The organism is Porphyromonas levii (genome assembly GCF_018206105.1).
GTDB lineage: Bacteria > Bacteroidota > Bacteroidia > Bacteroidales > Porphyromonadaceae > Porphyromonas_A > Porphyromonas_A levii.
Map to the genome: position 1 here is coordinate 1 of NZ_JADRGN010000024.1, position 12882 is coordinate 12882.

The following is a 12882-nucleotide window of genomic DNA, read 5'->3' on the forward strand; positions in this document are numbered from 1 at the left end:
TTAGGGTAAGAGAAGATGTCTTGTACCCTAGAGGTGTTAGTTAGAGCAGAGAGCGGCACTCGCAGATAGCGCTAGCGAGCAAATTTATTCCTAGAGATAAATATATTTATTTGTACAGATAAATAAATTTATTCCTAGGAATAAATTTCGTTGCTCAGGCTCGCCAAAACCCCTCCAATGGTAAGGGCGAAAAACATCTCCCCATGCCTCCGACACCACCCACACCACCTATCGTAGGGGCGAATAATTATTCGCCCCTACATCCCCACAACCCTTCGAGGGCTCCGAAGCATCCGAGGGCTCCGATAACATACTATAATCTCCTACAACACACAACAATAACAAATATTGCTATTATATATTTGCGTATAATATTATTTTGTATTACCTTTGCGGTAGAGAAGGATTTCAAGAAACGTGTAATATATTATGACTCAACGACTATGGAACAAGACATGAAATTCAGTGGCACCCTTCTAAAGGGGGTCGGAGACCACACTCGGGAGCAGTTGCCTCCGCTACCGCAGGTACTACAGCGCAATCAAGGCGTACTCTATACCGCCTCGCTCTATTTCCCCGACATTCTGCCCAAGAGCGCAAGCCGAGCATTGCGCAAGGAGATTGCCACTTATCCCGCACTCAGGCAGGCTTTGGAAGCGACCAATTGGTCGCCCCAAAAGCGGTACCTCACGCCGCTACAGCAGCAGATTATTGTCCACTACTTAGGCGAACCGGTATGATGGGAGGATGGATCAAGCTGCATCGCAATCTGACGCACTGGCAGTGGTACGACGACTCTCTGATGGTGCACCTCTTCATCCACCTACTCCTCTCAGCCAATTTCGAGGAGCGGCAGTGGAGGGGTATCACCATCCGTAGGGGGCAACTCGTAACAAGTACACAGCAGTTGGCCGAAGGCATACACTCCACCTACAAGATGGTCTTCTCCCGATTATGCAAACTAGAGAAGAGCGGAGAGATTAGTAAAATTCGGAACAACCAGTTTAGCATCATAACCATCACGAAATACGATGATTACATGGATGCTGACCCCTCCGGCGGGACAGCGGAGGGACAACGACGGGACAGCGATGGGACACAATATAAGAATATAATAAGTAAAGAACATATCAAGAAGAATACCCCCCTAACCCCCCAAGGGGGAAAGGACGACCTTTTGGATACAGAGGAGCTTAACCCCTGGAGGGCTATCGCCGAAGTGCCTCAAGCCCCCAAGCCCCCCGTTGCGCGCACCCCCCTTTCCCCCGCTTTCGAGAAATGGCTAGCCTACAAGCGAGAGAAGCGGCAGAGCTATCGTTCGGAGCGAGCACTCAGAGCGTGCTACAACCAGCTGGAGCGCTACTCCAAGGGAGATCCCAAGGTGGCCATGGAGATTATAGAGCGGAGTATAGCGATGAACTACTCTGGATTTTTTGAACCTAAAGCATACAACAAACATCATGAACATAGACCTGAGAGCATTACAAATGCAGCAGAATCTGAAAAGGGTACAAGGTACTCAACTATTTAGACCCGACTGCCTCCTACCGCTTGCTACACAGGTGGACCGTCTGGAGCAAGCCCTACAGATTGCCTACGCTTCGGAGGTACTCTCCAGAGGGCGCCAACTGGTGCCCGACCAAGCTACTCGCGCCAACCTACACAAGGTGGCGGAGTGGCTCACCAACCCTCTGGCTAAGCCTTGGCTCCTCATCTATGGCGGGGTGGGCAATGGTAAGACCACACTCCTGAGGGCGATACAGGCTTTTGTGAATAGCCAGCGCTTCTACATCGGGAATACTAGGGTGCAGATGCTGGTGCAGACCGCAAGCCGTCTCTCTGCACTAGCGGTGGAGAGCCCTAGGCTCTTCGAGAGCCGTACCGACCAAGAGTGCATCGGCATAGACGACCTTGGGGTGGAGCCTCTGGAGGTCAATAGCTTCGGCACACGCTCTACCCCCATTGCCGAATTGCTCTTGCACCGCTACGAGCGCATGAGGTTTACCATCCTCACAAGCAATCTTTCGGAAGAGCAACTCACCAGCCGCTATGGCGAGCGTATCACCGACCGCCTCCGCGAGGTGTGCGACCGCCTTTGGATGGATGGCGCATCCTACAGAGGAACGGTATGACACGGGCGCTCTTCTTCCCCGAGATGGGTCTCGACAAAAAGTAGTATCTTTGTGGCTAAAAGAGTAAGAAAGATGGCACTACGTAAGATAGACAATGGTTTGATACCCGAGTGGTATCCGCAAGAGGCCGTGCTCATGGCTTGGCCCGAAGAGGGTATGGACTGGGCGTATATCCTGCCCGAGGTGCGGGCTTGCTATACTGAAATCATCACCCACCTACTGCAGTACACTCATGTGGTACTCCTGGTGGGAGAAGGGGGTGGTATCTCGCCCCAGCAGCTCAAGGCTTGGCGCCACGGGGGTAAGTACCCACTTATCTATATCGACCACTTCCCACTCAATGATACTTGGATGCGCGATGTGATGCCGCTCTTCGGCATGAAGGAGGGGCAGCGTGCCGCCTACGACTTTGGCTTCAACGGCTGGGGGCTTAAGTTTGCCGCCAACCTCGACAATAGGGCTGTAGGACGGCTCTTCGAGCGCGGACTATTCGACAGTGGGGTACAGGGGCGTGGGCACCGAGACTTCATACTAGAGGGCGGGGCTATCGATGTGAATAGTAGGGGCGAGCTGCTCTCTACGGCGTGTGTGCTCCGAGAGCCCAACCGTAATCCTAGTCGCCACCCCGACTACAACGAGACCATCATGAGCTACCTAGGGGTTACGCGCCACCATATGCTGGCGGGCGACTTGGCGCTCAAAGGCGACGATACGGATGGGCATATCGATACCATCGCAAGGTTTGTCGATGACGATACCATCCTCTATTGCTATGCCGAGACAGTGCCGCAGACGGTAGCGCTGAAGCAGGTACTAGAGCAGCTGACGACCGTGGAGGGCAAGAGCTACACCCTGATTCCGCTACCGCTGCCCGAGCAGAGGTACGACGAAGAGGGCTACCCTCTACCTGCGACGTATGCCAACTTCCTCATCACCAATGGCGCGGTACTCGTGCCTATCTACCAAGATGCTATGGACGAGGTGGCACTTGAGATCATACGCAAAGCGATGCCCCACCACGAGGTGGTGGGCATAGACTGCCGTGCTCTGGTACAGCAGCATGGCTCACTCCACTGCATCACCATGCAGGTACCCGAAGGTTATATTGACCCCATTCACTTTGAGAGACGATGAAAGTAGGGATTATTCAGCAACACAATACAGGCGACCGAGCGCTCAACCGCCAACGCCTTACCGATAAGATTCACGAGGTAGCCCGTGAGGGCGCCCAATTGGTCGTACTCCAGGAGCTTCACGAAGGGCTATACTTCTGCCAGACAGAGGACGTTCGCCTCTTCGACCAAGCGGAGACTATCCCCGGCGATAGTACCGACTACTACAGTGGGGTAGCCAAGGAGGCGGGCGTGGTACTCGTCCTTTCGCTCTTCGAGAAGCGTGCGACAGGGCTGTACCATAACACTTCGGTGGTGCTCGATAGGGATGGTTCGATTGCGGGCAAGTATCGCAAGATGCACATACCTGACGACCCAGCGTATTACGAGAAGTTTTATTTCACCCCTGGCGACCTAGGTTTCCACCCCATACAGACGTCACTTGGCAAGCTCGGTGTACTCGTTTGCTGGGATCAGTGGTACCCCGAGGCAGCTCGTCTGATGGCTCTCGCTGGGGCTGAGCTCCTCATCTACCCTACCGCGATAGGCACAGAGAGCACCGATGCACCCGAGGAGCAGACCCGCCAGAGGGAGGCTTGGACCACCGTACAACGTGGACACGCCGTGGCGAATGGGCTACCTGTGGTGGCGGTGAACCGAGTGGGCTACGAGGAAGACCCCTCGGGGCGCACGGGCGGTATCACCTTCTGGGGGCAGTCCTTTGTGGCTGGGCCTCAGGGCGAAGTACTCGAGATGCTCTCGACTACCGAAGAGGCGACCGCTGTAGTGGAGATAGATATGGAGCGGAGCGAACTAGTACGGCGCTGGTGGCCTTTCCTCCGCGACCGCAGGATAGACAATTACGACGACATCGTCAAACGCTATAGAGACTAAATAAGCAATGAAGGAGCTAGGACTACTACGCAACGACCCTTGGCTAGCGAAGCACAAGGAGGCAATCATGGGACGACACGAGGGGGTAATAAGAAAGGAAGCAGAGCTATTGGGTAGCGCTTCCGTCACACTCGGCGACTTCGCCACAGGGCACCTCCACTTCGGTCTCTTCCGAGGGGCAAGCGAGTGGACCCTCCGCGAATGGGCACCCAATGCCACCGCTGTCTACCTCATTGGCGACTTCAATGGCTGGCAGAGGAGCCCCGAGTATGCGCTCACCCCTATTGATAATGGGCAGTGGGAGCTTAGGCTGCCACTAGAGAAGATAGGGCACGGTGACCACTACAAGCTCTACATGGTGTGGAATGGAGGCGAGGGCGAACGTATACCAGCCTGGGCGAGGTACGTGGTGCAAGACCCCAAGACGTATGCTTTCTGTGCTTCGGTATGGGCACCGGAAACCCCTTATGTGCCTAAGCACCCGAGGGCATTGCTCCACGATGAACCGCTCCTTATCTATGAAGCGCATATCGGTATGGCTACCGAGGAGGAGCGTGTGGGCACCTACCGCGAGTTCGAGACCGAAGTGCTCCCCAAGATTAAGGCTAAGGGGTACAATGCGGTGCAGCTTATGGCCATCATGGAGCACCCCTATTACGGTTCCTTCGGTTACCAGGTGTCGAGCTTCTTTGCCCCTTCCTCAAGGTTTGGCACGCCCGACGACCTTCGCCACCTTATAGATACGGCGCACGGTATGGGGCTGGTGGTGATTATGGACTTAGTACACTCCCATGCCGCTAAGAATGAAGTGGAGGGTCTGGCTAAGTACGACGGCACCCACACACAGTTCTTCCACTCGGGCGAGCGTATGGTACACCCGCAGTGGAACTCTATGTGCTTCGACTACGGTAAGCACGAGGTACTCCACTTCTTGCTCTCCAATTGCAAGTACTGGCTCGAGGAGTTTGGCTTCGATGGTTTCCGTTTCGATGGCGTCACCTCTATGCTCTACTTCAACCACGGCATAGAAAAGAGCTTCTGTACCTACAATGATTACTACGATGGCGGGCAAGACCCCGATGCCATCGATTACCTTACGCTGGCCAATAAACTGATTCATGAGGTCTACCCTCACGCTATCACCATAGCGGAGGAGGTGAGCGGCATGCCGGGGCTAGCGCTCCCCATCACCGAAGGAGGCTATGGCTTCGACTACCGTCTGGCTATGAACATCCCCGACTTCTGGATCAAGACGATCAAGGAACTGAGGGATGAGGATTGGCGTACCGGATCTATCTGGTGGGAGTGCACCAACCGACGCCAGAACGAGATGAGCATTAGCTATGCCGAGAGCCACGACCAAGCCCTTGTGGGGGATAAGACCCTCATATTCCGCCTTATAGATAAGGAGATGTATTGGCACATGGACAAAGCGGATCAGAACCAAGCGGTAGCCCGTGGCGTAGCCCTCCACAAGATGATTCGCATGGTGACCATGACCACCACCAATGGTGGGTACCTCAACTTTATGGGCAATGAGTTTGGGCACCCCGAGTGGATAGACTTCCCTCGGGAGGGCAATGGCTGGAGCTACAAGTACGCACGCCGACAGTGGAGCCTCGAGGAGAATGGCTTCCTACGCTACGGACAGCTAGTGGAGTGGGATAAGGCAGTGCTCCAGCTGATGACGGAGGCACCCAACTTCCACCTACTACCCCTGCGCCAGCTATGGGAGAAGGGCGACGACCAGGTGCTTATCTACGAGCGTGGCGCCTATGTCTTCATCTACAACTTCAACCCCACCCAATCCTTCGTGGACTACAAGTTCCCCGCCCCTGCAGGCAAGTACGAGGTCGTCCTCACTAGCGACGAAGAGCGCTTCGGTGGGCAAGGGCTAATAGATATGAATGTGGCGCACTTCACGATGTGCGACCCAGAGTTTAACTTCGATGGCAGAGGCTGGCTCAGTCAGTACATACCCGCCCGCACTGCCATGATACTTAGAAAGATTGATGAGTAACCAACAGATTCCACTCTACCCCCTTCGCTTTCAGGAGGCCTACAAGCAGACCATCTGGGGCGGCAATAGGATTTATCAGTACAAAGGCACCACAGCACCTGCCGAGGGTATCGGTGAGACTTGGGAGATCTCCCCTATGGAGGGCGATGCTTCGGTAGTCTCGGAGGGCGCCCTAAAGGGTAAAAGCCTCATAGAGGTTACCGAGGCGTATGGGAGCCAGCTCCTAGGGCAGCAGGTCTTCGACCGCTTCGGCGGCAAGTTCCCCCTACTCGTAAAGCTCATAGACTCCAACCAAGACCTTAGCGTGCAGGTACACCCCAACGACAGCTATGCCGAGGTACGCCACGACGGCAGCTGGGGCAAGACCGAGATGTGGTATATCCTAGAGCACACCAAGGAGGCTCAGATAAGGGCAGGATGGCGCAAGCAGACCAATCCTACCGACCTCCCTGAGCTGGTGAAGACAGATGAAGTGATGCAGTATCTCGATAGCCACACGGCACACGTAGGCGATGTGTTTTACCTCCCAGCGGGCAAGGTGCACACCATAGGGGCAGGCAACCTACTCCTGGAGATACAGCAAGCGAGCAAGATCACCTACCGTCTCTTCGACTTCAATCGTAAGGATGCGCAGGGCAATACCCGTGAACTACATATAGAGGATGCCGCTAAGGTCATCGATTACAGTATCAACGACCACGGCGCAGAGCCATACGACCGCACGGTAGAGAACCACCCAATTCTCCTAGCAGAGAGCCCATACTTCCGTACGAGCCTACTGCAGCTCACCGATGATTACCATTGCGACCTCTCGGAGCGCGACTCCTTCACCATCCTCTTTGTAGAGGAGGGCGTGGTAGTGGTGAATGGCGAGGTGCATCTGGAGAAAGGTCAATTCCTCCTCCTCCCTGCCTGTATCCACCAACTCCACCTTGCCACCACTGGTGCCAAGGTAGTTGAGAGCTACGTACCCAAAGTATAAATCCCCGCCACTATGCTGCCAAGCCAAGAGCTGATCGATTACGTATGGGCGCATAGGGATGAGGACGTACGCACCCTAGCCCTGAGGAGCAAAAACGCCCCTCAGGGCTTTGCTCTTTCTGAAGCCCTAAGCGCTATTCAGGCACGGCAGAAGCTCGCTCTCAAACACCCTAGGTGGGCCGAGGCTAAGGCGGTATTTATCCCTCAGCCGGTGGTAGTGGAGCAATCCTCTAGCCCCGAGACCTCGGCGTATAAGCTCCGATTTATAGAGCCCCACTGGCAGATCCTCGACCTTAGTGGTGGGATGGGCGCAGATAGCTATGCACTAGCACAGAAAGCGGAGGGGGTCACTTACCTCGATGCTTCGCCCGAGAGAGCTGAGCTTGCCGCCCATAATTTTCTCGCACTAGGGCAGAGCAATATCACCTGTTACAGTGGGAAGGCAGAGGAGCGAGGCATGGCACTAGCCGAAGCGCTCCAGCCACAGCTCATTTACCTCGACCCCGACCGCCGTCCGGGCGCTACGGCAAGGGTATTCCTTATAGAGGAGTGCGCTCCCGATATCACCACGCTCATCCCTAAGCTACAAGCGGTAGCGCCACGGAGCCAATACCTCATTAAGCTCTCGCCCATGGCAGACCTCACCTACCTCCGCGAGCGACTACCCTACACCTTCGATATCTACGTGGTCTCGCTGAAGCGGGAAGCAAAGGAGCTACTCCTGCACCTCCACCCTTCGGCTACGGGATGCATCACTGCCGTGGAGCTACAAGCCCACCACACTCTCAGCTACAGCACCCGCCCCACTACCCAACAAACCACCCCCATCTCGCCCGAGATAGGTGCCTTTGTGCACGACCTCTACCCTGCTTTTTCCAAGGTAGGCTATGACTCCTTTGCCCTCCCCTTCGAGGTGTGGCAACCAGCCGCCCATACCCACCTCTACTTCTCTCGGACAGAGCTGACCGACTTCCCAGGGCGCACCTTCACTATCCTAGAGCACAACTTAGGCGAGAAACGGTGGCTGAAGAAGGTGACCCAAAAGCCGCTCCACCTCATCACCAAGAATCTCCCCACCTCTACCGACCAACTGCGTCGGCAGCTCCGAATCACCGAAGGGGGCGACTGCTTCCTCATTGCCTATGCCGATAGCTTGGGCAAACGCCACTTCCTCCTCGCCACCTAAGTGCACCCGCTTCTCTCCTAGAGCCTAAGTGCACGGCTGCTTTGCCCAAAATATGGTATCTTAGTCCATCGAATGGTAATTAATAGACAGCTATGAATGAAAATGAATACAACCTCCGAGCGGAGGAAGAAGAGGCTTGGGGCGATGACGAACTGACCGCCATAGACCTCTCTATCCCCTTCCTATTGGAGAAAGCCGACTGGACTAAGTTCTTCAATACCCTAGGGTACGACGGACAATACCCCTTCCTCCTCTACAGCCATGAGGATGCCGAGGTACTCCACGACCGTCTGCTCGCAGAGGTCAATCGCACCCAGATACTACAGGGGCACAATAAGTTGCAATGCGACCTCTACACTAGGTTTGGCGACTACGAGGGCAAGGTAGTGGGCTTTGTATGGCTCGCCATCAGTGGCACCCGCGCCTTTGCGCCCGACCTCCTCGACAACCTCCAATGGCTACTCCAGAGCGGTACCACCACCTATCTCGAGCACGCCTATACCTCGCACGGAGCAGAGGCGGAGCTCACATGGCTAGAGACGCCTACTCTGCACCCTGCCTATGCTACGGTAGAGGCACATCAGCCCCCCCAGAGCAACCTCCAGCTGGCAGACCGTCTTTCCATTGCCACCATCCTCCCCCGCTAGACTATGGAGTGGCGCAAGGAAGTCGTCCTAAAGCCATTGGCACACCGCTATGGCCGACACGATAGAATCAGCCTTTGGGGCTCTTGTTTTGCCCAAGAGCTTCAGCAGCACCTCTACACCCGCCTCTACCATGCGGGCTTTTCGCCCTTCGGCATCATGTACAATCCCCTCTCCATGGCGGAGGGATTGGAGCGGCTCCTTGCGCATCGTCCCGAGCTTCATCTCCTAGAGCACGAAGGCACTTGGCATAGCCTCATGCACCACGGCAGCTACTCGGGCACTACCGAAGACGCAGCACGGACACAGATGCTCGGGGCATTCGAAGAGGCTTGGCGTTCCCTGCCCGATACCCGTCTATGGGTCTTCACCTTCGGTACCGCCTATGTCTATGAGTGGGGAGAGAGCGGCACGGTGGTCAATAACTGCCACCGCCTGCCCGCCAAGTACTTCCACCGCCGACGCCTTACGGTAGAGGAGATTGTCGCCACTTGGCAACCGCTCCTTACCGAGCTTCGTGCCCGAGATGCCGAAGTGCTCTTCACCGTCAGCCCCATCCCCCATTACCGCGATGGAGCGCACGAGAGCCGCCTCTCCAAGTCCACCCTCCTCCTCGCCATCGATGCCCTACAGGGCGAGGGCATCCACTACTTCCCGAGCTACGAGATTCAGCTCGATGAGCTACGCGACTACCGTTACTTCGAGGAGGACATGGCGCACCCCACCCCTCAGGCTGTGCGGTACATCCTCAGCCGTTTCCAGGACTTTGCTCTAGAGCCCGAGAGCGACTTCGACCGCCGTTGGGCGCAACTCCTCCGCCTAGCGCAGCACCGTCCCCTCACCACTGACCCCCTAAAAATAGCGGCACATTATAACACTGTAGCGCAAAAATTGGCTACTTTTGCCGATGAAACCAGCCACCCCTACGTGCAAGAGCTGGCGTCACAGATTGATAAGTATTGCCGATGAAACTGACAGACCTATCCGCCCTCCTAGGCGGAGCTATCCCTACTGAGGATAGGGAGATAGAGCTACTGCTCACCGATAGCCGTTCGCTCACTTTTCCACAGAGTACACTATTCTTTGCGCTCGTCACCCCTCGTGGCGATGGGCATAGCTATATCCCGCAGCTCTACAACGAAGGGGTGCGGGCTTTTGTCGTCTCCAAAGCCATCGAAGGCACCTACCCTGGCGCAGTATTTATCCAAGTCCCCGATACCCTCGAGGCACTCCAAACCGTAGGACAAGCACGGCGAGCACAGCTGGCTATGCCTATCCTCGCCATCACGGGCAGCAATGGCAAGACCACCACAAAAGAACTCCTCTATCAGCTCCTCTCCCCCACCCTCTCGGTAGGTCGCTCGCCCCGAAGCTACAATAGTCAGATAGGCGTGCCGCTATCGCTCTGGGGATTGGAGGATACCCAAGCACTCGGTATCATAGAGGCAGGTATCTCGCGCCCTGGCGAAATGGCTCGGCTCGAAGCCATCATCCGTCCCACCTATGGCGCCATCACCAATATCGGCGAAGCGCACCAGCAGCATTTCGAGAGCCTAGAGCAGAAGGTGGCAGAGAAGCTCCAGCTTTTCCGCAACTGCCGTACCCTCTTTGCGCCTTACGACAACCCCCTAATCCGAACCCAGATAGAGACGATGGGGCTGGCACCCAAGACGCTCTACTGGAGCCGCGAGTGGTCGGGAGCTACGCTCTTTATCCAGAGCCAGGAGTACCACCCCACAGGCGTGACCATCACAGGCACGCTCGCACGCCAACGCATAGTGCTAGAGCTGCCCTTCCTAGACCAAGGTACCATCGATGACACCCTCCTCACGCTCCTCATTGCGAGCCAAATAGCACCACAAGCGGTGGCTACTCTAGAGCAGTTTGCCCACCTCAAGCCTATCACCATGCGCCTAGAGGTGCTCGAGGGCAAGGGGCAGATATTGCTCATCAATGATAGTTACAATTCGGACTACGATTCGCTCCGAACCGCTCTCGACTTCATGAAGCGGCGCAACCCAGAGGGGCTCCCTACCGCTCTGATCCTTAGCGATATGGAGGATAGTAGCCACAATACCGGCGAACTCTATGCGAGGGTGGCGCAGCTCCTCGGGCAGTACCATATCGATAGGCTCTACCTCGTGGGGCAACGGATAGTGGAGCAAAGAGCACTCTTCCGGCAGGTGGACGGGTGGTTTCCCGACTGGGCATCGCTGGATAAGGGCCTGCCCTACAGTCTACTAGCCGGGCATATCGTGCTCCTCAAGGGCAGTAACTCCTCGCAGTTTGGTAGGGTCATTGAGAACTGGAAGGTCCAGACGCACCAGACCATCCTCAGTATCAACCTCACCCGACTAGCACACAACTACCACACCCTCCGCACCAAGCTCCCCAAGGGGATGGGCACAATCTGCATGATCAAGGCAAATGGTTACGGTGCGGGCGCCTACGAGGTAGCACGTACGCTCGAAAGGGCGGGAACCGACTACCTTGCGGTTGCGGTGGTAGATGAGGGCAGGACACTCAGGGAGCAGGGCATCAAGAGCCCTATCCTAGTGATGAACCCCGAGCTATCTGCCTTTAGGCAACTGATTTGGAACGGACTAGAGCCCGAAATATTCAGTCTGGAGATGCTTCAAGCATTTAGCCAAGCAGCAGAGACCTATGGCGACCGCATTCTCCCCATCCACCTCAAGTGGAATACCGGCATGAACCGTCTGGGGCTTATGCCACACGAAGTAGCGGAGGTGGTGGACCTCCTGCACCGCTCGCATTCTATACGGGTAGAGAGTATCTTCACCCACCTAGCCGCTGCCGATGACCCTAGTGAGGACGACTTCACACGGACTCAATTGGCAAGACTCGATGAGGTGCAACAGCGGCTCGAAGCGGGACTCGGCTACTCGGTACGCAAGCATGCGCTGAACACCGCTGGGGCTATCCGTTTTCCTGAATATCGGTCGGACTATGTGCGCCTCGGTATCGGGCTCTATGGCATTACCCCTCTCGCGCAGGACGAGATGGGATTGGAGCCCATAGCCACCCTCACCACACAGATTCTGCAGGTGCAGGAGCTAGATCCGGGAGAGACCGTGGGCTATAGCCGAAAGGGCAAGATAGAGCGCCACAGCCGCATCGGCATCATTCCCGTGGGCTATGCCGATGGTTTACCTAGGCTCTTGGGCAATGGGCATATCACCTTCCGCCTGCCCGATGGCACGCTCGTACCCACCATAGGCAATATCTGCATGGACACCCTCATGCTCGACCTCACCGACGCCCCAAGCGCAGTGGCGGGCACCGAGGTCACCCTCTTTGGCGACGGGCTACCCATCACCCGCCTCTCCGACGCCTGCCAAACCATCCCCTACGAGATCCTAAGCCGCCTCAGCAGCCGCATCGCCCGGCAATACTACAGCGAATAACCAACACCACCGCCTGATCGGTGACCTCGGTGGTATCGGTGGTGCCAGTGCCCTCGGCTCTCACTATCGGTGGAATCGGAGCCCTCGGACGCTTTGGAGAGCTCCGACACCCCCTATCGTAGGGGCAAATAATTATTCGCCCCTACAACCTCTCCGACACCACCAACCTCTCTGATAATGACCGCCGCCCTACAGCATCACACCCATTCTGAATACCCTATATCACTGAAATTTATTCCTAGGAATAAATTTATTTATCTGTACAAATAAATTTATTTATCTGTACAAATAAATTTATTTATCTCTAGGAATAAATTTCGTTGCTCAGGCGAGCCGCTGGTGCTTCTCAGTAGAGAGGGATTCGGTGGTTCAGTGGTTAAATAAACATAAAATACATATATCGGTTCGCCATGTAGTATTTTTATTATGAAAAATACATATATTTGCGGTTGTTACCTCATCGGGGGTATCTAGTTTATTTTAAGGAT

The 12882-nt window shown here is 55.6% G+C and carries 11 protein-coding genes; all 11 read left to right on the top strand.

The window, feature by feature from the left end; genetic code table 11:
* Positions 1–443 precede the first annotated feature (443 nt).
* Positions 444–740 (top strand): DUF4248 domain-containing protein, encoded by a 297-nt coding sequence (locus tag IX315_RS06215; protein ID WP_033408237.1) that lies wholly within the window; start codon positions 444–446, stop codon positions 738–740.
* Positions 737–1531 (top strand): hypothetical protein, encoded by a 795-nt coding sequence (locus IX315_RS06220; RefSeq protein WP_211639324.1) that lies wholly within the window; start codon positions 737–739, stop codon positions 1529–1531. Before IX315_RS06215 ends, IX315_RS06220 begins: the two co-directional genes overlap by 4 nt.
* Positions 1488–2132 (top strand): P-loop NTPase family protein, encoded by a 645-nt coding sequence (locus tag IX315_RS06225; RefSeq protein ID WP_018357812.1) that lies wholly within the window; start codon positions 1488–1490, stop codon positions 2130–2132. The genes IX315_RS06220 and IX315_RS06225 overlap by 44 nt, the downstream gene beginning before the upstream one ends.
* A gap of 72 nt (positions 2133–2204) precedes the next feature.
* Complete coding sequence (locus IX315_RS06230; protein WP_134849931.1) at positions 2205–3266, top strand: agmatine deiminase family protein; 1062 nt, start codon at positions 2205–2207, stop codon at positions 3264–3266.
* Positions 3263–4138: a carbon-nitrogen hydrolase gene (locus IX315_RS06235; protein WP_211835692.1), complete on the top strand. Its 876-nt coding sequence runs from the start codon at positions 3263–3265 to the stop codon at positions 4136–4138. Before IX315_RS06230 ends, IX315_RS06235 begins: the two co-directional genes overlap by 4 nt.
* A 7-nt stretch (positions 4139–4145) precedes the next feature.
* Positions 4146–6158, top strand: coding sequence for an alpha-amylase family glycosyl hydrolase (locus tag IX315_RS06240; protein ID WP_134849930.1), 2013 nt, complete (start codon positions 4146–4148; stop codon positions 6156–6158).
* A complete protein-coding gene (locus IX315_RS06245; RefSeq protein WP_018357816.1) occupies positions 6151–7140 on the top strand; it encodes a type I phosphomannose isomerase catalytic subunit in 990 nt (329 codons plus the stop codon). The genes IX315_RS06240 and IX315_RS06245 overlap by 8 nt, the downstream gene beginning before the upstream one ends.
* A 12-nt stretch (positions 7141–7152) precedes the next feature.
* Positions 7153–8325 carry a THUMP-like domain-containing protein gene (locus IX315_RS06250; RefSeq protein WP_211642491.1) on the top strand — a complete coding sequence of 391 codons (1173 nt, stop codon included), beginning with the start codon at positions 7153–7155 and terminating at the stop codon, positions 8323–8325.
* 92 nt (positions 8326–8417) lie between these two features.
* Positions 8418–8972: a hypothetical protein gene (locus tag IX315_RS06255; protein ID WP_018357818.1), complete on the top strand. Its 555-nt coding sequence runs from the start codon at positions 8418–8420 to the stop codon at positions 8970–8972.
* A 3-nt stretch (positions 8973–8975) separates the two neighbouring features.
* Entirely contained in the window at positions 8976–9938 is a 963-nt protein-coding gene (locus IX315_RS06260) for a GSCFA domain-containing protein (RefSeq protein ID WP_211637683.1), read from the top strand.
* Positions 9935–12394 (top strand): bifunctional UDP-N-acetylmuramoyl-tripeptide:D-alanyl-D-alanine ligase/alanine racemase, encoded by a 2460-nt coding sequence (locus IX315_RS06265; RefSeq protein ID WP_211642492.1) that lies wholly within the window; start codon positions 9935–9937, stop codon positions 12392–12394. The genes IX315_RS06260 and IX315_RS06265 overlap by 4 nt, the downstream gene beginning before the upstream one ends.
* Positions 12395–12882: the final 488 nt, after the last annotated feature.

Excerpts from the sequence above, each read along its gene's own strand:
- IX315_RS06220 (WP_211639324.1), top strand. The coding sequence starts at position 737 with ATGATGGGAGGATGGATCAAGCTGCATCGCAATCTGACGCACTGGCAG.
- IX315_RS06250 (WP_211642491.1), top strand. The coding sequence starts at position 7,153 with ATGCTGCCAAGCCAAGAGCTGATCGATTACGTATGGGCGCATAGGGAT.
- IX315_RS06265 (WP_211642492.1), top strand. The coding sequence starts at position 9,935 with ATGAAACTGACAGACCTATCCGCCCTCCTAGGCGGAGCTATCCCTACT.
- IX315_RS06230 (WP_134849931.1), top strand. The coding sequence starts at position 2,205 with ATGGCACTACGTAAGATAGACAATGGTTTGATACCCGAGTGGTATCCG.
- IX315_RS06245 (WP_018357816.1), top strand. The coding sequence starts at position 6,151 with ATGAGTAACCAACAGATTCCACTCTACCCCCTTCGCTTTCAGGAGGCC.
- IX315_RS06235 (WP_211835692.1), top strand. The coding sequence starts at position 3,263 with ATGAAAGTAGGGATTATTCAGCAACACAATACAGGCGACCGAGCGCTC.
- IX315_RS06240 (WP_134849930.1), top strand. The coding sequence starts at position 4,146 with ATGAAGGAGCTAGGACTACTACGCAACGACCCTTGGCTAGCGAAGCAC.
- IX315_RS06225 (WP_018357812.1), top strand. The coding sequence starts at position 1,488 with ATGCAGCAGAATCTGAAAAGGGTACAAGGTACTCAACTATTTAGACCC.
- IX315_RS06260 (WP_211637683.1), top strand. The coding sequence starts at position 8,976 with ATGGAGTGGCGCAAGGAAGTCGTCCTAAAGCCATTGGCACACCGCTAT.
- IX315_RS06215 (WP_033408237.1), top strand. The coding sequence starts at position 444 with ATGGAACAAGACATGAAATTCAGTGGCACCCTTCTAAAGGGGGTCGGA.
- IX315_RS06255 (WP_018357818.1), top strand. The coding sequence starts at position 8,418 with ATGAATGAAAATGAATACAACCTCCGAGCGGAGGAAGAAGAGGCTTGG.